Here is a 22106-nt window from a genome sequence, read left to right as displayed (position 1 = left end):
TGCCGGGACGGCCGTGTTACATCTTTTATATAAACGTCGTTCGCGCTTACCCCCTCAAAAGAGGGGGGAGAGAATTAGCGCATGGCCAGCGTGTCGTCCACAGAGATTTCCGCATAACCGGGTTCGTCACTTTCCGGGTCCATCTCGCTGTACTCATCCGGGTCCAGCCAGTCGACCGGGTTCCAGAAGTACTCTTCCGCATTCAGATAATCCAGCGGGCGACTGAACCACAAGCGCCACAAGTCGCGACCTTCGGCACGTTCGCCGTCGATGGAGTTTTCCAGCTGGTGCTCGATGGAAAGACGGCTGAAACCGGGGTCGCCGATCACATACTCACCGTCTTTACCCTGATAGGTCAGAACCAGAGGATCGCGATAGCGAGTGACCTGCGCGTTGGTGAGCAGCAAGTTGCCCTGCACATCCAACCAGAACTCTCCATAAGGCGTAACTAGCTGGCCATTCAGATCCTGTGGTGACAGGTCGACGTTATCCAGAGTCAAACTCAACACGCCACTCTGCATATCCAGCTCAGAGGTCACTTCCGCACTTTCGATACGCAGGTCACCACTGGTCGAGATTGCGCCGTAATCAGTCATCAGGCGGTCGATGGTTAAACGTTCATTGTTTTCCACATTGACGCCTACCCACTGAGCGGCTGCGCCATCGATGTTGGTCAACGTCAGGAACAACTCCGGGTTGCCCTGACTATCCACGTTCATGTCGATGGTTGGTGCACGCAATTCCAGTTCACCAGAAGCAGTCATCAGCACCTGATCAATCTGGATACCTTCTTCGGCAATGAAGCTACCTTCTGGAATGGTCATCTGGTTCGCCAGCAGGAATCCGTCGATCCACAGGTGCGGGGTACCAATCAGCTCGGCAATTTCTACATCGCCGAAGGCGCGCATATGAATCTCGCCATTCTGCGCAGACAGCAGTTCCGCATGCGCGTCGTTCAGCAGGATCAGGTTGATGTCACCTTCGTCGGTGACAGCAGAGAACCACGGCACATCCATGATCAGAGGATCGCCGATGCCCGTTGCCGCGCTCAGGTAGCTGCGACCACCGGCCACACCCTGTAGGTGCAGATCGGCATCGCTGCGCCCATCAATACGGCCGTTGCTGCTCAGCAGGTCAAATGCGTAATCGCCACTCCAGCTACTGCTCAGTTCCGACAGCAACATGCTTTCGGAGCTGTGCACGCGAACACCACCTTGTGACTCCAGGCGGCTAGCACTACCCATGGTCCAACGGTTGGTATCGATCGCCACAGCGCCACCCGCTCTCACCAGGGTGTCCGCAGACTGGGCAATGTCGCCAGTAGCGTGCAAGGTGAGTGCGCCACCGGTATGCACGTCGCGGCGCAGCGCTACGTCACCGCCATTGGTGAGCGTGAAACCGCCACCAACATTCAGCAACTGCAGATCCGCATCGCCAACCAGCGCGACATCGCCGCCACCTACAACCTGCAGGCGCGCATCGCTATCCATCTGCCAGCTTGCTGCCGATGCGGACAGGTCACCATGCACAACCAGGTGCTGACCTTCGGCCTGCGCCATTTCAGCGGCGATATCCAACTTCATGCTACCGAAGGTTTCGGCACGCTCATTGAGCTGAAGCGTTCCACCGGCGGTAATTTCGGTATTGCCTTGGCCAATAAATTCGGCCAATACAACATCGCCCACACTATCGAGCTGAGTATCCCCAGCTACTTGCAACAGACTGCCCTGCCCCATCACAAAACTGTTGGCGCTCAGGGTAAATGCATCGCCACTCACCACATCCAAAGTTGGATCCACGCTGACAGCACCCGCTGCAGACAAGAGTACCGCCCCTCCGGCAGTCAGGTGATCACGCAGCTGGATGTCAGACATAGAACTGCTCAGGGACAGTGCACTGCCACTATCCACCCTCGCCAGGCTCATGCCTGCCACAGTGGCAATATCGATTGCACCACCCACCTGCAGCAAGGCGTTGTCGCCCATGGTCCAGCTGTTGGCGGAAGCGGTCAGGTCGTTGTCGATGGTGAACTGCTGGCCGGCAGACTGGGTAACGTCACCGCGCAGACTCAGGTTCGTATTGCCGGTAACCGCAACGTGGTCAGTCATGGCCAAGTTATCGCCATCGACGATGGTGAGGTCGGCACCGATGTTGGCAGCTTCGCTGAAGGCGATGTCGCCACCGGCAGTCAGAACTGCATTGCCATCCACGTCTACCAGTGCGAAGTGCTGCTCGTTAGTGGTGGTCGCGTCGAAGTCACTCGCCACCTGCAGATTGGCGCCGGCACCCATGGTGAAGCTGTCACTGTCTACGGACAGGTTGTTACCACTTACCAACTGTGCGGCATCGCTCAGGGTGATCGCATCAGCTGCCTGCAGGGTGATGCTGTCGACGGCGTTCATGGTTTCACGCAGGGCGATCTCGGCATCGCTGGTCAGGGCCAGGGTGCTGCCGCTAGCCACTTGCGCCAGGTCCATACCGGCAACGGTATCGATCTGCATGGCACCGCCGCTCTGCAGCTGAGCAGCATCGCCCATGCTCCAGCTGTTGGCGGAAGCGGTCAGGTCATTGCCGATGGTGAACTGCTGGCCGGCAGCCTGGGTAACGTCACCGCGCAGGGCCAGGTTTGTATTGCCGATAACCGCAACGTGGTCGGTCATGGTCAGGTTGTCGCCATCGATGATGGTGAGATCACTACCAATGTTGGCAGCTTCGCTGAAGGCGATGTCGCTACCGGCAGTCAGAACTGCATTGCCATCCACGTCTACCAACGCGTAGTGCTGGCCATTGGTGGTGGTCGCGTCGAAGTCTGTGGCCACTTGCAGGTTGGCGCCGGCACCCATGGTGAAGCTGTCACTATCTACGGACAGGTTGTTACCACTCACCAACTGTGCGGCATCACTCAGGGCAATGGCATCAGTTGCTTGCAGAGTAATGCTGTCGACTGCGTTCATGGATTCACGCAGGGTGATTTCGGCACCGCTGGTCAGGGCCAGGGTGCTGCCGCTAGCCACTTGCGCCAGGTCCATACCGGCAACGGTATCGATCTGCATGGCACCGCCGCTCTGCAGCTGAGCAGCATCGCCCATGCTCCAGCTGTTGGCGGAAGCGGTCAGGTCATTGCCGATGGTGAACTGCTGGCCGGCAGCCTGGGTAACGTCACCGCGCAGGGCCAGGTTTGTATTGCCGATAACCGCAACGTGGTCGGTCATGGTCAGGTTGTCGCCATCGATGATGGTGAGATCACTACCAATGTTGGCAGCTTCGCTGAAGGCGATGTCGCCACCGGCGGTCAGAACTGCATTGCCATCCACGTCTACCAACGCGTAGTGCTGGCCATTGGTGGTGGTCGCATCGAAGTCTGTGGCCACTTGCAGGTTGGCGCCGGCACCCATGGTGAAGCTGTCACTGTCTACGGACAGGTTGTTACCACTTACCAACTGTGCGGCATCGCTCAGGGTGATCGCATCGGCTGCCTGCAGGGTGATGCTGTCGACCGCGTTCATGGATTCACGCAGCGCAATCTCGGCGCCGCTGCTCAGGGCCAGGGTGCTGCCACTAACGACTTGTGCCAGATCCATACCGGCAACGGTATCAATCTGCATGGCACCGCCGCTCTGCAGCAGAGCAGCATCGCCCATGCTCCAGCTGTTAGCGGAAGCCGTCAGGTCATTGCCGATGGTGAACTGCTGGCCGGCGGACTGGGTAACGTCGCCGCGCAGGGTCAGGTTTGCATTGCCGGTAACCGCAACGTGGTCGGTCATGGCCAGGTTATCGCCATCCGCGATGGTGAAGTCAGCACCGATGTTGGCTGTCTCGCTGAAGGCGATGTCGCCACCGGCAGTCAGAACTGCATTGCCATCCACGTCTACCAGTGCGAAGTGCTGCTCGTTAATGGTGGTCGCGTCGAAGTCACTCGCCACCTGCAGATTGGCGCCGGCCCCCATGGTGAAGCTGTCGCTGTCTATGGACAGGTTGTTGCCACTCACCAGCTGCGCGGCATCGCTCAGGGTGATGGCATCGGCTGCCTGCAGGGTGATGCTGTCGACTGCGCTCATGGATTCACGCAGGGCGATCTCGGCACCGCTGGTGAGAGCCAGGGTGCTGCCGCTATCCAGCTGTGCGAGGTCCATACCGGCAACGGTATCGATCTGCATGGCACCACCGCTCAGTAGTAGGGCGGTGGTGCCCATGCTCCAGCTGTTGGCGGAAGCGGTCAGATCACCGCTGATGGCGAAGGTCTCAGCAGCAGATTGAGTAACGTCACCACGCAAAGTGAGATTCGCATTTGCGGTACCCGCGGAGCCAACGGTGACATTACCGACAAGATTCAAGTGATTGCCGTCGGCGATAGTCAGGGCACTTCCGAAGTCGGCCGCTTCACTAAACTGGATATCGCCGCCTGCACTCAACTGCGCACTATTAGCTACATCCAGCAGAGCAAAGTCGATGCTTTGCTGGGCAATCACGTTCATCGCACCGCGGGTATCAACCAGGCTGCCGCTGCCGGCAGTGAAGCTACCAACACGCGCGGAGGCTTCGGCAATTCCCTGCCAGTCGCCATAAGTCAGCCAGGTTGCCGCGTCGGCGAGGGAAACATCGCCATCAACATTTAACAGCAGGTTTGCACCGGAAACATTCGAACCGACGGTAACGTCGTTCAGGAAGTCGATATCACCAGCGCTATCGATAGAAAGGTCACCCCCACTGGTAAGCAATCCGAAGGTGCTGGCAGAACTTGCTGAGGTAAATTCAAACGAAGAACCAACACCACTTTGCAGTGCACTGTTCGCGGCGGCGGCCCAGGCAAGCGCTTCAGCACTGACCGCACCACTGGCACTGCTAGTTTGACCGACGGACTGAACAACCGAGCCGCCCAGCAGCAGCGTCATGTCAGAAATAGATCCGGTGCCTACGTCCAAATCACCGACGAGGAACAGGTCGGCGTCACCGGTCAGATGCAGGCGACCACCGATATTGGTAATCGCATCGAAAGTAACGTCATCACCGGCGCGCTGCGTCAGGTTACCCGTCACTGATAGGGTTTCGAAAATTTGTACACCATCGGTGTCAACTACCGCATTGTTGGCAACGAGCAACTGACTGGAACCCGTCATCTGCCAGCTCTGGGCCAGTAATGCGGAGGTTGCAATACCACGCAGGTTGCGACCTACATCCAGTGTTACGCCATCATTAACAAATACATCGCCGAGGGTTTCCAGGCGCAGGTTATTGCCAGTAGTCACGTCATTGGCAAACGTGATGTCGCTGTCGCTATCCAGAGTCAGGTTGGTACTGGTAGCTACTTCACCAAAAGTGCTGTCGCCACCACGCAGGGTAAACAGCGCAGAGCTACTTGAGGTCATCTGGCTGGCCGCATTCGCAACGACCGCACGCGCCGTCACATCAATAGAATCGGCATCCAGCAAGCTAGTTGCAGCAAGGGCGAAATCGTTACCTGCGTTCGCGAGGAACTGACCAGTGGTAAAGGCACTCCCCCCCAGCGTTACGCTTCCGACACCCGACTGCAAATTAATCGATGCAACTTTGCTACCCGCGCTGCCGATATCACCCTGAATTTCCAGGCCGTTGGCTGCGGTAACCACGACATTACCGTCGGTAAGCAGGTCGCCGGTAACTAGCAACGTTTCACTATCAAGATTGACAGTCCCTGAGGCCGCAACATCAACCAGATTCAGCGCGTCGCGCGCATCAACGTAGACGTTGTCGGCCTGCAGATATAGCGCATCGATATCACCCAGTGTTGTATCCAGCAGGTTCAATGCGATGAGATTGATATCGCCATTCGCAATCAAGGATTGCAGGTCGAGGCTATCAACAGCAGTGAGCTGGATATCGTCTTCACTGCGAATGAATTTACCAGCGGCCATAGTAATGCTCTGGGCATCCGCCAGCAGTCGCGCATCGCCACCGGAAGAAGCGGTGGTATAGGCAATATCGAGATTGCCATTTAACTGCATTGCGCCGGTTGCCAGCAGGTCGAGATCACCCTCAGAGGTGATATCTCCCAGAGTCATGGCGCCAGCGGTCGCGTCAAAGTCGCCACTGCCGATATCGAAGGTCACTGCATCGACATCGATATTGTCTGCGGAAAGTTTTGCCAGATTGGTGACGGTTACGGTTACCGCACCGCTGTCGAGGATGTCCCCCACGGCGTAGAGATCCAGAGCAGAAGCACTGATACCACCGTCAATGACCAGATTACCGCTGGCATCGATGCTGAGAACACCATTCAGACTGGCGCCCAGACGCGCCTCAGAAGTACCCGCGATATTCAGCCAGGCGTTGTCCGCAGTAATATCCAGGTCGCCACCACCGGACATACGCAGGTTCAGCGCCTGAATATTACTACCCAGATCATCTCCAGCCACCAGTTGAATCGCGCTGCCGGAAACAACGCTTTCGCTATCTAGGCCCAGGATATCTGCATTACTGATCAGGCTTGCAATGCCGCCCGCGCTCACCGCGTCGACAATCAAATCTCCACCAACTTGCGTAAGGTACAAATTGTTGGCTGCGCCTGCCTGGCGTAGTACGCCATCCAGGTCTACCTGGACGCGGTTGCTTACACTACCGATATCGCCCTGGGTATTCGCCAGGTACAAATCGTTTGCGGAAATATTGGTACCGCTGATCGCGTCGATGGCGCCGTTCACCGCCAGGCGTACATTACCGTCGGTAGAAACAATACTACCCAAGGTCAGGCCGCTGGCAGACTCCGCGTAAATCTCGTCGGTAGCGGCAATGTTCAGTACGCCGGTGGTATCGATCTTGATCGGGTCCACTTGCGAAACATTAAAGGTAATCAGCGAACCATTCTCACTAGTTTCGATATCACCGGGGCCCGCTTCCAACAGCGCAATTTTTTGTGCATCGGTAATGGTTGGGTTATCGCGATCGATAACGAATACCAGATCCGCGAGGTCTTCACCCACGCTGCCACCACTGACATTAATGTCGAGGTTCGGCGCAACGATGTTGGCTTCACGATTGGTCAGTGTTGCCTGCGCATCCGCATTCAGGGCCGCCGCGTTAATACTGATATCCAGCTGGCTCTGGCTCCATTGCGCACCCTCGATCAGGTCTGCATACCAGGAGCTGGCCTCATCGATCACCAGCGCGTAGTCCGCGTCATAACTGCTGGTCAACAGGTCGCCGTAGTCGTAACCCTCCAGGGTACCTTTCTGCTCTACGCCAATTGCATCTTCTTCATTCGCGTAAACGTCCGGGGCCGCGACCTGATCTGCGAACCAGTCTTCCAGCGCGAAGTATTCGTCTTTCGCCAGCTGGGTTGCCTCGGCAACTGTCGACACGCCGTAGCGGGACATAAAGGTGTCTTCGAAGGCGCCGTCAATGGTGAAGCCGGCTTCAGACGAATCGCTCAGGCGCTGCTTGATCAGCCAGTAAGTGTGGTATTTGCTCGTGAACTGGTTTTCATAGCCGGTAACCGCAATTTCACCGGCGTCCGCATCCTGCAGGCCAAGACGATCCCACACGGTTTGCAGATAAGCCAGCTCTTCATCGGTTTTTTCATTTTGGCCGATACCATTGACAAGGCTGCCATTCCCGAGAGTCACCACCACATCCTCACTGGCGGTAATGGTGTTCACCGCCAGATCGCCCGATGCCTGGTAGATGACGATATCGTCGGCCGCTTCCAGGGTGACTTCATTCACGGCTATATTGATGTAATCGTAGGTGGACGCGGTGCCGATGGTACCCGCCGAACCGATGCTACCGGAGTAACTCACCAGGTCGAGGGTATCGCCCTGGATATGGGTACCAGTACCGACACCTTCCAGGCCCTTATCCACAGTACCGGCGATATCGTACAGCGCACGGAATTTTTCCAGCTGCACAGCGCCGGACTTGCCGGTGATATCGAAATACACAGAGCCGCTATTTGCATCCAGAGAGACGGTATTGGTGGCGATATTCAGCGGGTCGCTCAGGCTGCCGAGATCCCCTTCTGCCGAGTAAAGACGCAGGGTTTCCGCATCGAAAGCCGCGCCAGCACTGACATTCAGGGCACCACCGGTATTGATGTCGGTAGTGCCGAGAGGGTTATAGATATTGCCGTTGATGCTGACATTTGCTGCCGAATCAATATCAATGCTGCCGGTACCCACACCGGTAAAGGAAATGCCGATACTGTGATCCGCTTTCACATAGGTGTGGGTTTCCATATTGAGGTAATACGGGATATACACGCTCGGGTCGGTGTTGGTCCAATTGGAACCGTAGTACTTGTCGTAGCTGTAACCGATTGCCCACCAGTAGCGGCTAATACTATCCGCATCGTATTCCTGACGGATGTAGCTGGTCGCAGTACCGTTGGTACAGACATCCGGATTGGCCGCACAGGTGGTGTAACGGCTTTCTTCCACCGTCCACTCCAGGTCACCGTTGGCTCCAGTTCCCTGCCACTCACCCACGGTATTTGGGTATTTGGCCAGGTAGCCATCCGGGAAATCAGTATAAGAGCGGCTGACCGAGGCATCTTCGCGGATGTAATACAGCTGTCCTGCAAGCGGATCGTAGGTGGTACTGGAAGTGGTGCCGGTACCGCCGGAAGAGCGAATAAACGCACCATCTTCGTAGCTTGTCGCATAGGAAGTGGTTTCGTATTCCTGAATCTGGCCGCCAGGGCTGTGCACATACCAATGACTGAAGTAGTCATTGCTACTGCCGCCGTCGTTCATGTTTTTGGTGAAGTTGTAGTCGGTGATACGCACGATACCCACAGCATCGTCACCCGCATCCAGGCTATTGATCACCAGTTCAGTGTTTGAGTTATTGTCGATATCGATCTGACCAAGGCCATCGCGTACCAGAATTTTTCCATCCGCACCGGTGGAAGAAATTTTGGCATTGATCGACAGATAGCCACCACCGGAAACCGGTACGTCGTCCACCAGCAACTGACCGCTGGCCACATCGTAAGTCAACGTAATACTTTCGGCACCATTAACTTTGGAAATTTGAGGATCGATATAAATATAGCGATCTTCAAATGGCGTCATAAAGTCGTTGATGTAATCCGGGTTATCCAGGCGTAGAGTTTGTCCGGGCTGCAGCTCGATCTGATCACCACTGGAAAGACCGGCAAGACTGATGTACTGAGCAATTGCCGAATCGAAACCGCTGCCGACGCTCACCGACCAGTTGTTATCGGTTCCCACCTCGATGGTACCGTTGATATCTACACGGCGAGCGTTGATAACAACTTTTTCACCGACAATGGTGGTACCCGGCGAGCCAATATCGCTCTTCACCGAGTTATAGCTGGCAGTACGAATCAGATTACTCTGCTTGTTTTCTACCGGCTGGAACTTCCAATTGCGGCCACCACGGCTATCACTGTCGGTCTTAAATTTCAGGTTTACACGGTCGTCGGCGGTGTACTCCTGACTGTCACTGAAACCCCAATTGAAGAACACATGAACAGTGTCGTAATCCGAGTTGTCATCGGAAGGGTTATCGAAATAACTGTGCTCGTTGTTATAGCTAGTACCGTCGACGGTACATTCGTTCGCAGTGGCACAGGCATAGAACCAGTTATTAAACTCATCGATCCCTACCGCATCGATATCGTCTTCGTAGCGGTGATTGATCCAGTACTGGACAAAATCGTCGGCGTCGTCTGGCTTCCACTTGTCGACAAAGTTCACCAGTGCTGACGGTGCGCGACCGTAGTAGACGTCGCTGTTGCCGGCATCCACAACCAGGCTACCGTTTTCCACGGTGAGGTTGATGGTGTTGGCGGCGATGGTGGCCTGCTGCAGCAGGTCGCCCTCTTCCAAAGTGATATCCACAGTGGACAGCAGGTTGGTAATAGCCCCATCCACAATGACATCAGAATTGAGGTAGTTGGTGCCACCCGGGTTGTGGACAATATGGATACCGGAGCTAACACCCGTCGTGCTGCTGTCTTCCTCGGTGATGTAAGCCTCATCCAGAGAGGCCCCGCCAGTAACATACACGTTACCGCCGGTCTGGTTGGCAATGTACAGGTTACCCACCAGCAGGTGCTGGTCATCGCGGTTGTTGATATCGATGTAAGCATCACCGCGAGCGATAAATTCAGGACGGTTATTGCTCGCGCCCTGCAAATCAATCGTATCCGCCAGCAGGCTAACGTTACCCGCAGATGCGCTGATATCGGTCACTGCGATTACGTTGTTTTCCTGTTCGGACAAGGTATCCAGAACCACGGAAAGCGCGGCAATTTCGGTTTTCAGCTGGACAATTTCATCGGTATAGGGGTTTTCACCGGTGCTACCAGTGTTAGTAGCAGTACTGCCACCGCCGCTGCCGGTATCACCGGTGTCTTCATTGCCGTCGGTCTTACCGCCCTCATTACTGGTACCGTCTTCGGTCCACGCCTCATATTCGTCTACCAACGCCTGCAGTTCATCGATATAGGCCTGCAAGCTGGCACGCGAGGAATACTTTCCGCTTAACTGACCTGCACTACCGTAACCCGCCAGGTCAGATGTGATATTGCCCGAGTCATCCACATCCACCCACTGGTAAGCATTCTGACCCGCAACCACAGAGCCAGAACCTTCAAACACCAGCGAGTTATCGCTGCTGGTGTCATTGGAACCGAAAGTGGTTTCTGTGGAGAAGAGTTCCAAATAGGGGTTGCGCTCAACACCATCGGCATTGGCATAGAGAGAGCCCTCATTGGCTTCCACTGTAACGTGGCTATCACTACCCAAATCAATGTCATCGCCGAAGATTACGGTGTTGGTGACATTAATATCGGCGTCGGCATCGTTGCCCGCCGGAATCGGGACCGCAGTCCAGTTGTACACATTGGTGCGCGCATCGGCCACCAGCTGGTTTTCGTACAGGTAGCTGGAACCACGGCCCGCATAGATACCGATATTGTCGAGGGCGTTGATGATGACGTCCTGACCGATATCCACCGTGTTGGTAACGTTGACATTCACATCGGATACGCCGCCGGCCACACCGGCAACCGCCCACACGCTGGTTTCCGCCTGTGCGGTGGCAGAACCAATGGTGTAGGTACCGATACCGATTTCACCAATCGGGTTGTACAGCACCACATCATCACCAATGGTGACGGTGTTTTTGGTGGTGGCATCCACGTCGGATTCCGAACCGGCGCCCTGCAGGGCACCGCCCACTTTCAATACCGCCGCGTCGTACACATAGAAACGCGTGTGCGCGTCGATTGCGATACCGTGGTCATAAGTACTGTCGAGCCAGGCCAGATCACTGATTGCCAGTACGGCATTGTTGCCAATGGTCACCGCCGCTTCGACGCCAGTAAGATCCTGGTACGACAGACCTGCGGAACCATTGGCAGCACCACCGGCACCAGCATTAATGCTGGTGGAGAAGCCGGACTCCGCTGGGTCCTGAATTTGCAGTGCACTGTTGTCGGCTTCGATTTCGATTTGCAGCGCTTCGAAGCTGACGTTGTTGCCCAGGGTTACTTCAACATCGTTGTCGATATCAGAGTTGGCTTCCGCACCGGAGCCACCCACCACCGAAACCGTGGTGGAGTCGACACCGGAGAAGAACTGGCTTTCGTGCGCAGCAGACAAACGCACCTCGCCACCCAGAACCGGCACCGCGGTGTAACCGGAAGCCCAGTCTGCGATCTCAACACTCGCGGATTTATTGGAATTCGAATTGTTGTAGCTGTTCGCGTTGGAAACCGCCGCGGAGCCCGCGTAGTAACCGCCACCACCGGCGGTGGTGAAGCTCTGGTTTTCGTCGTAGTTATAGGCGTCGAGGATAAAGTCGCCGGTGCGCAACACCGCGTTGGAAATCGGGTTGCTGCCGTACTCTACGCGTGCGGATGTACTGGACTCTGCGGTAGACCAGTTAAACCCACCGGCAAACAGGCCAACGAAGTAACCATCCGCATCCGCGTACTGCACCGCGGTATTACGCGCATAAACGCCGAAGTCGTTATCTGGGATACGCACGCCATCGCCCACTTTGGCAACCGCTTGCGAGCTGTTTTCTGCGAGCGCTTCGGACCCGGCCACGCCGGCCAGCAAGCCACCGGATGCGGCAAACGCATTGGCATCGGCGCTGACATAATCATCGTTAGAACCATCACCGGTTTCGGCGCGAACATTTACATCCGCGTTACCGGTGAAGTAGGTACCATCGCCAACTTCAGCCACCGCCTTGGCATCCGCGATGGCATAGGAGAAGGAACCACCCATGGCACCACCGGCAGCAACGGTGACACCGTAAGCGCGGGAGAAGACTTCCGGAGTCGCCTGGGCATCGATATTGACCGCGGCATCGGCATCAATGGTGCCGTACACGGTGGCATTTACATTGGATTCGTCGCGGGCGTCGGTCACCACACCCTGAACACCGGCGAGCAAACCACCGGCCAGAGCAAAGGCACTGGTTTTTACCAGGCCAGCGGAATAGGCATCCAGCTCAACCGTGCTGTAACCACTGATGGCCTTGCCGGTTTCACCCAGCCAGGCATCCACATCACTGTTCTTTTCGGCAAAGCCAATGGACGCACCAATCGCGCCGGCACCGATAGTGACACTCAGGGAGCCTTCGGTAGGATCGGACGGCTTGCCGGCATCCAGGTCGCCCACGCGTAGCTCTGTGGTATCACGTGCGGATACGGAAATATCACCAGTGCTGTCACCGGTCGCAGAAGACACACCGGCAACGGTGCGCAGTTCACTGCGCACATCGTTGTAGTTCACGGTAATACCGGTACCACCGCCGCTGATCACCCAGGACTTCATTTCGCCCGCGGCATCATCGCCGGATACATCCATCACCTGCGCATCAACGGTCACGTCGTTGGCGGTGAGATCGGTATCCACGGTAGCGATGGTCATGTCATACAGACGGGTAACACCCACGGCACCGGAGATAGCGCCGCTACCCAGGGAAACGGCACCCAGGCCCTGATAGGTAAACAGCAGGGTCTGCGCATCTACATCCAGAGTATCCACATCGATGTCACCGCCGGAGATACGCGCGGCAACCACACTCTCGCCACCGATCTTCAGCGAATTACCGGATTCGGTCGTGGTGCTGGTGCTCGGCGCAGTGGATGCTTCGATGGTGGAGCCGCTCTCTTCTTCAATCGCGGCAATATCATCGCTCGAAAGATGCGGGTTGTAGCCAGCGGTATCTTCCGCCAGCACATTATTCGCGGTCTGGCGCGATGGATCGAATTCGTCTTCCGCATTGGTACCGTCTTCGGTGGTGGTATCACCCTGACCGAACAGCGCAACACCAATGCTGACCGCGGCACCCACATTGGTGGAGGCACCGCCGGCCATGGAAATCATCCACGCCTCGCGCTGCGCCGTGGCATCAATATCGAGCGTACCGGCGTCGATATCGGAGCCGACAACTTCGGAGTACACCTGGCTACGACCGAGTACCACGTTGGCCACAGCACCTACGCCGACACTGCTGCCGGCACCGATACCCAGGGTTTCCTGGTCGACATCGAGAATGTCCTGGGCATTGACTGTGACACTGGTGGCATCGGAGGTGCCGTCCTGGCCAACAATCTGGGTAGTGAAGTAATCGTCGGCGGTATTGGAGCTGGTGCCATTGTCATGCAGCAGGCCATGCACACCTGCGCGGGTTTCACCTTTGAATTCGGTGACGTTGATCATCGCCGCCACACCAAAGCCGGTACTGAGGCCGGCACCCAGGGAGTAGCTGTTTACACTCTCCAGGCGGTCGGCGTCGACAGTCACGTTATCCGCCTTGATCAGGGTGGTGTCGTCATCACCGGAGTCATCCAGGTCGTTGCCGATCAGCGCAGTGCTGTCGCCGCCCACCAGGTTAATCGCAAGACCAAAACCGATACCCACGGTGGTACCGATACCCGCAGAACCGGCCGCGGAATTCACATCCTGACGGCGCTCGGCATTGACCACCACATCAGTGGCGGTGATGGTGCTATCGTGCAGCCACGCCTTGGTGCCGCCCATCATTTTATTAATGGTCACCGAGGCCGCACCGCCGAGACCACTCTCGGCGCCCACACCCGCGGCAATACCGGCGGAAACAGCCTGCGCAAGCTGGGTGGAATTCGCCTCCAGTACCAACTCATCCGCATCGATGGTGCTGTTATCGATCTCTGCGTTTGCTTCTTTACCCATATGGTTGGTAGAGAAGCCACCAATGCCAGCGCCACCGCCAGAAATTGCGACACCCGCAGAAACGCCCAGCCCGTAGTCATGGCTGGAACCACGCACAACAACGTCCGCGGTATCCGTGCCAGATACACCATTATTGATGGTGGAATTCTTAATGTAAGCGTCCGTGCTGGACTCGAATACATTGGTGGCGACGTTCGCGGTAATCGCTATATTCTTGCTGCCGGAACCACCGACGGTGATCGCCTGCTGCTTAACAAAACTGGTGGCGTTAACCGCGACACCGGTAACCGCTTCATTGCCTTCGCTCAAATTCTGCGAGCCAAATGCGGTGGTAAGGTCATCCATGGACACGTCGGAGTTGCCGACCGCATTGGAGTTGCCATCAGAGTCTTCTTCGGTGGCAGAAAGATCCGGCAACGCCGTCATGCCGGTAAGTTCACCATCAAGGATATTGAAGGTACCACCAAGGCCCAGCGCCTTAACGGTTGCGTCTTCGATATAGGCCTGGGTCTTGCCGTATTCAGCCGCAGTGGAAATTGCGATCGCACCCGCGCCGCCATTCAGGCCAACGCCAACCGCACCACTGCCGACCAGGTTTTCGGTATGCGCTTGTGCTTCGACCCCAACGTTGCCGTAGGCATCGATATTCGCTTTGTCTGCGATACGCGCCGTCACATTGCCGTCGACAACACCGGTACCAATGGACGGAGCTACCGATATCTGATTCGATGCGGCAACACCAGCGTCGATGGTAAGCAGCCAGTTATCGCGCAGCGCATCGACGTAAACATGTTTTGCGGCGAGTACCGTGCTCGTATCGCTGCTGTCATCGCCAAGAATTTCCGCAGTAACATCGGAATCCACACGGTTTACCGCCAGAGCGATGCCGCCTGCAGAACCGCTGGAAGAACCTGCGCCCATCCAGGCGGTGGACACGCTGTCGGTATAATCGGTGGACTGCACGCGAATGGTGCCGCCGCTATTGGTCGCGGAGCCGTCGGAGTTTTCTCCGACATTTTTAATCCCCGCCTGTACCGTTTGGTCGACGTCGGTAACACCGATGGCACCCGCGAACGCGAGGCCAGAACCGCCGGTAGAAGCACCAATACCGATGGCGTTACCTACCAGCAGGTTTTCATCACCGTCGGAACCACTAGACGCTTTCACGGTAATATCGTCGGAAACTTCCAGATCAACATTACCGATGCGTGCACGGGTTTCGTGCCCGCTGTCGCCCACCAGATTCAGGGCCACCGCCAGACCGCCAGCCGCACCACTACCGGTGGAAACACCCACCGCGCCCGCAACGTTAACTGCGTCCATATCGTTTTGCGCGGTAACGGCCACATCTTCAGCGTGAATAAGGCCTTCTTTACTGCCGTTCCAGTCACCGATTTCGGCTTTAACGGTGTTATTGAGGCTGTTCACCGCAACCGAACCAATACCTGCGTACTTACCGGTGGCCACACCAACACCGATGGAAACGGTGTACAACAGGGCCTCATCACGGGCACTTACATCGACACTGCTCGCCGCAGTATCGGACTCATTGATATTGGCGTTGCGAATCTGTGCGGTTTTTTCCGTGCTGACATCCGCGTGGGCGTAAGAAATCCCGAGGTTGCTTTTACCAACCTGTACCACACCGGCAACCGCGATAATGCGCTCACCCTCGGTGCCATAGTTGTAGGCGGAGCCGGTGCCGTCATCACTGGTGTGCACTTCGGTGTTATCGAAAGCACTTGCACCGGAGAAGTCGTAATCGTCATTTACACTGCTGGAACCCAACCCATCCAGAATAGTGTCCAGGCTGCCGTTCTTACTGCCGGCAACGTTAACGGAAACGGTATCCGCGCTGGTGATATCCACATTTTCCAGCAGCGCTTTGCTATCGCTGCGGATAGAACCGATGGCAAAGCTACCCATGAAGCCAAAAGCATTTTCGGCATTATCGTTATAGCCAACACCCGCGGCGCCGATACCAATACGCTGTAAACCGCGCGCACTGATATCGACATTCTGGAAATCATTAATTTCGCTTCTGGTACCGGAGTAGTCGGTAACCACGGCTTCCACTGCTTTGCCGCTGTACACGTCTTCGTTGTATGCACTGCTCCAGATATTGTTGCCATCCGGGTTGCTGTCGCCAATCAGGTCGGCGGGATCATCAATATCCGCATAGGTAATCGCCAGGCCAAAACCTTGCTGACCGCCGGCATACAGCGTACCGCCACCCACACCGACATCGGTGTTGTTATAGGCGGTCACCTCCAGATTTTCATCACCACCTTCACTGGAACTGATTGAGGAACCTTCGACGCGCGCGGATGTACCATCGCGCACCATGGCACCGGAAATGGAAAGTCCCGCAGAAGTGGACTTGCCACCCTGCGATGGTTTGTCCACCGCCAGCGCCAGGCCAATGGAGGTCAGGTCGCCACCGTGCAGCGCCTGCACGGCGACATCGCCAGCATCCACCACGTCGGAATCCACCAACCACGCCAGCGCATCATTGAAGGTAATCTGGTAAGCAATGGCACCGGCCATTGCCTTACTGTTGGGTGTAGACGGGGACTGGGACAGGTTGACCGCCGCCGAACCGGAGGCAGAGGCCGATACAATTTTCTGCAGCGCCTGAATATCGAGATTCACTTCATCGCCAGCGCCGCTGTGTGCGCGAATATTCGCACCGTCAACGATGGACTTGGCGTCCAGATTGGAAACAGAAACCGTTACACTGCCCGCACCGGCAAAGCTGGTCGCATCCGCGTCAACCTCGGCCACACTATTGCTGCTATCGGAAGAGCTACCGTTTGAGCCATCACTGGAGGCCTGATTGACCGAGCTCTTGCTGCTACTGTCGCTGCTGCTGGCGTCGCTGTGTTTTCCAGATAGCTTGCTGGAAATTTTGCTGGCCAGACCACCGGTCTTGCCATCCAACCAGCCCTTCAGCTTGGTGGACATACCCGGCTCGTCGGTGTGCTCCTGCAGCAGCGCACCCGCCGCCGCTAAACTGCCATTGGTACCGGAAGATTTACTGCGCACCTCTACATTGCGCGCAACAATAGCGCGCTCGATGGGCGCTGGGGCCGACGGTGCGTCAGGTGCAGGCTGGGAATCGTTTTTGAACGAAACCTTTTCTTCTTCTTCAGAGTTGTCGCCAATGAACGCCTTGGTGTCGCCCTGGGTGATGTTGACCGCGATAGCCACACCCACGGCACTCTCACCGGTGGTCCAGTTAACCGCGCCGCCCGCGGCCCAGTTACCCATTTGATGGTCGGCAACAATAACCAAATCTTCGGCGGTAACGAATGCACGGTTACTCAGTGAGGCGTGCGTCAGCGCTTCGGAATTCAATACGGCAATAGCGCCGTTAAAGCCGGTACCCGCACCCCAACCGGACGACGGGGTAACCACAAAGTGCCGTTCGTCGGTTTCGGCGGTAATCGATATATCGCCGGCCGCAGTAATCGTCGACTCACCGATACCAGCGACCGCGTCCGCGTTTTGCTGAACAAAGACGATAGAGCCACCAACGGATTTACCTTCCTCGTTGGTACCGTTGGCGTTAGGGATCAGGCCGAGACTGCCAATGTTACCCGCCACGTTGGCACTTTCGATGAGGTTGAATGCGCGTACCGAGACTGACTCATCAAAGTCAAAGGTATAGGTCACCGTCTTGAACGGTTCGAAATCATCGAGAATACCCGGCGTGCCGCTATTGCTCTCTACCTTGCGTTCAGCACTCCAGCTGCCGGTGCCGGTGGTAATAACGGTGGCGTTATCGCCGATCCAGGCTTTGGTGTCGATATCGTTCCACACCACATTCACGGTGCCGCCGTAGGCTTCCTTATCGGCACTCGCACCGGAGTTGGCAAAGGTGGTCAGGATATTACTTTCCAGCCCGCCGGTACTGGTGAACTTATTCTTGATGTCGGACATGGTGTCCCACCGATCGTAAGTGGAAACGATCGGCATTTTCTGCTCGGCCACCACACCGAGATTTTGCGCATTGACGGTAACGTAGTCACCGACTTCGGCAACGGCCTCACCCTCATTGATTGCGAAGTTAAACGCGAGCGCCGCACTTTTTTCCGCATTGGCGACAACATTGCCGCGCTTTTTCGGCGAGGAAATACTGGATTGCGCCGTGGTGCGATAACCACCCTGGTCACCACCCACCGCACCGCGGCCATCACCGCCACCGATGGCATCATTGTCGGTACCGAGATCGGTACCCGCTGCTACCAGGACATCACCACTGGCATTGATGGTAGGTGCTTCATCCGCGCCGGAAACATTGTTGCCGAGATACGCGTAGGCTTCGTGATCAGACAGGTTGAGAGACAGCGCAAGGCCCCCCTTCCACTCAACCTCACCGGGCTTGCCATTATCTTCCGGAGATTCAGTACTTTCCGGCAGGTACTTGGTAAGCAGTCCGGAGGCACCGGACTGCACTTTGCTGGCGCCCTTGATCAGTCGGGAACCAAACATCCGCAGGAGTTTGCCTGCACCAATCTTCACACCGGAATGCACGCGCTGCTCTACGGTGCGGTCCAGCGCGGTCACGGTTACATTACCGACCTTGTCGCCGGCACTACCAATATCCGCGCCCATTTCTGCGGTCGCGTTGGTATCAAAATCACCCACGGCCACTGCGATGCCGTAGCGGGTGCCGGTGAGACCATAAACACTGGATGAGGAGTAGAAACGGTTCAGGTTCTCTGCCGAGAGCACCAGGTTGGCCGCATCCAGATCCGCGCCGTTTTCAATGCGTGCAGTCGCATTTACATCGCCCTCGCCCACGGACGCGGCAACCACGGCCTTGTTCGAGTTTTGCGCCTGGATAACAAAGGCGGAGGCTGCCACGTAGGCCTCATTGTGCGCGATGACGCTGAGGTCCTGCCCCGCATGCACAACTGCACCGGATTGAATCTCGGTGGTACTGCTCGCATCGGAATGACTGTAAATACCAGCCAAGGCCACGCCCGCAGGCGCGCCACCTAGCACGGCCGCCAGCGATTCACTCATGGCATGAGATTCAGAAGCCAGGGTGATGTCATCGGTCGCGTTGAGGTCGGCAGTGCCGGTCACGGTTACAGTGGCATCCGCCAGCGCTTCCATATAGTTAAATTCAACACCCAGCAGCTGGGCTACCGACTTAACGCCAAGGGTCGTACCCAGCTCCGCATACATGGAGCTGATGGCGATGCTTTCGGCCTTGGCGGTAATGTTCGCCGCGTCGATTTCACCGGATAGGGTAATGCTGGTGGTGGCACTCGCGGTGCCATAACCAACTTCGCTCTTGTCGCTGGCGGTGATGGTGACATCACCATCGGACGCAACACCCGTAGCATCCAGGTGGCTGCCATCTTCCAGGGTTATTTTGCGACCGTCGATGGTGATGTCGCCGCCGCCGGTGGACAAGCTGCCCGCTACATTGATGGTGTCACCGTCCAGCGTAATATTCGCTGCGGCAATATCGGTAGCCGAAGAAACCGTGATGGTATCCGCAATCAATTCCAGATCACCGCCGTATACCAACGACTTGGTCCAGGTCAGGTCATCGGAATCCAGGGTAAGCTTTGCCGCATTCAGACCGCTCAGGTCGAGGCTGTCGTCGATCGACGAGCGCAGGATGATATCGCCGGTGGCGTTGAGCGTGCCGCTGGTGTCGAAGGTATCGACTTCCAGACTAATGTTATCGGCAGAAACGGAAGTATCTGCGGTCAGCGTCAGGGTGCCGGCGGTAAAGCTGATGTCGGAACCGCTGAAATCGAAATCACCACTGTCCACCCAGACAATATCGCTCGCTGCAGCGCCGGTAACCGCACTGTCAGAGGCATTATCGGAAAGTACAATGGCCGCGTCGGTGACCAGCGCCAGCTCGGAATAGCTGAGGTTACCCACGTCCGCATAGCGCGCGCTTTGCTCCAGAGTGATGGTGCCAAAAGTCGCGCTGTCGCTATCGCCGGCATCGGCAATGGCGCTGCCGTTGATTTGCGTATCGGCGGAATCGAAGGAAATATTGTCTGCGGTAATCGAATTGCCGCTGGTTACGGAGATCGCACCGGCGGAAAGCTTCAGCTCGCCATCGAAGTCGACTGCCCCCACCAGCTTGAAGTCATCGGTCCCTGCTGCCACGTATTCGCTGTCGGTGGCCGCGGCCGCAAATACCATGTTATTGCTGGTCACCAGCGACAGTATATCGGCGCTGATTTGGGAAAAATCGAAATCGAGCGTGTTACCGCTCAGACGGATTTCGCCAGTGGCGGCCAGCTGATCGCCTACCGAAAGGGCATTGCCCGCGGTCAGTACAATTGCCTCGGCGGAAATTGTGAGGCCGGATGTGGTTTGCAGGTTCTGCGCTTCAAGCTCCAGCGCAAAATCCAGATCGATCGAGCCGGAGGATTCCTCCCACACGAGATCGCCGCTGCTGTTGGATACCGAGCTGGCATCGCTGGTGAGGTAAAAATCGTTGGTGGTGACGACTTTGACACGGCTCGCGGAGATATTGCCCAGGTCATCGTAGTTGGCGTCGCCGTCCAGCAATACCTGCCCGAGGCTGTCCGCGGCCGTAGCGTCAGCAGTCAGGCCGCCACTAACCTGGATATCACTCGCGTGCAGCGCCACATCGGAACCAGACACGACGTTATCCGCGGTGATCTCGATTGAGCCTGCGCTCGCATCCAATGTATCGTAGGCATCCAACTGCCCGACGATGACCATGTCACTGGCACCGGCGGAAGTCACCGCACTTTCGTCAATAGTGGCGGCCAGAATCAGGGCATCGCTGCCTGCGTCGAGATTGAATTGCGGAGCATCCACATCAACGATACCGGTGACGTATTCATTCTCATCGTCCTCGGTACCGATACTGCCCAGAGCAGTCAGATTGCTGGTTACGGTAACCGTTTGATCCGCAATAATGCTGATATCACTTGCCAGCACATCACCTGCCAGCGACACGTTGTCGCCGACGAACATCGCCGTCGTCGCAGCTTCGGACGCAACCGAGTCATCCCGCGCATCGATGGTCGCACCACTCTCAACAACAATATCCGCCGCACTGATGGTGATACCGCCATCGGCCATCAGGTCGCCACCAACGGTAGCATCGCCCTCGGCGACAATGGTGATGGTACCGCCTTCTACCTGCAGCGCCGTAGGTGCAGTGAAATCACCCACATTCACCATGGCCGCGTCAACGTAAATCGCCTGAATGGCATTGCCCGCGGTCATCACCGCGCCGGCATCCACAACAACTTCGTTTGCGAGGATATCGATACCGTCAGCGGTATTAACTTTGCCCGAAATGGTTACCAGACCACTGGCGGACACGCTGTAGTCGTCGTTGGCAAGGGCGGTAATGCCCTCATCGGAAAAGTCCGGAGTACCCACATCCAGCCAACTCTCGATCTCAGTTTGCGAGGGCGTTCTTACGGAAAGCTGACCGACATTGATGACCCCTGACGCCCCCACAAGAAAACCGTAGGAGCTTGCAAATACAACGTTGCCGCCCAGTGTTCCGTCCTGGTAGCTGTTCAGCACACCGTGTACTTCCGGGCGGCTGTTACGCACGATATTCACGAGCTGATCAACATCGCTGTCCAGCTCAAGATTGACCGTGTTGAGATCGCCTACCACGAAATCATTGAAAACGTTGACGCCAACCGAGCCCTTCTTGTACTTGCTGGTGACTTTTTCGACGTTACCGCCGAGATCTTCCACATCGGTAAACGCATCCACCGCGTCAACATTGTGTGTCGCCGCCAGCAGGTTGACCGCGCCACCGGAAAGCAGCGCCCCCAGGGTGAGCTGCTTGCCCCTATGCGTACGTTTACTGCGATTCAATTCGGCTCCGTTGCCGCGAACGGCATGGCGAATTGCACGAGCAAGCATATGGTGGCGGAAGGGTTTCATGCTTTGGTCCTT

Annotated in this window: 1 protein-coding gene; it reads right to left on the bottom strand. The window is 56.6% G+C overall.

Going from position 1 to position 22106, the window contains the following annotated elements; all coding sequences use genetic code 11:
- Nucleotides 1–74: 74 nt before the first annotated feature.
- The gene (locus KUV22_RS15100; protein WP_222232502.1) at nucleotides 75–22094 is read right to left on the bottom strand and encodes a leukotoxin LktA family filamentous adhesin; all 22020 of its coding nucleotides are present in this window, start codon (nucleotides 22092–22094) and stop codon (nucleotides 75–77) included.
- Nucleotides 22095–22106 lie beyond the last annotated feature (12 nt).

Source organism: Microbulbifer agarilyticus (assembly GCF_019800665.1).
GTDB lineage: Bacteria > Pseudomonadota > Gammaproteobacteria > Pseudomonadales > Cellvibrionaceae > Microbulbifer > Microbulbifer agarilyticus_C.
The sequence above is the reverse complement of the archived record's forward strand: the minus strand, read 5'-3'. Positions and strand labels throughout refer to the sequence as shown.

Excerpts from the sequence above, each read along its gene's own strand:
- KUV22_RS15100 (WP_222232502.1), bottom strand. The coding sequence starts at position 22,094 with ATGAAACCCTTCCGCCACCATATGCTTGCTCGTGCAATTCGCCATGCC.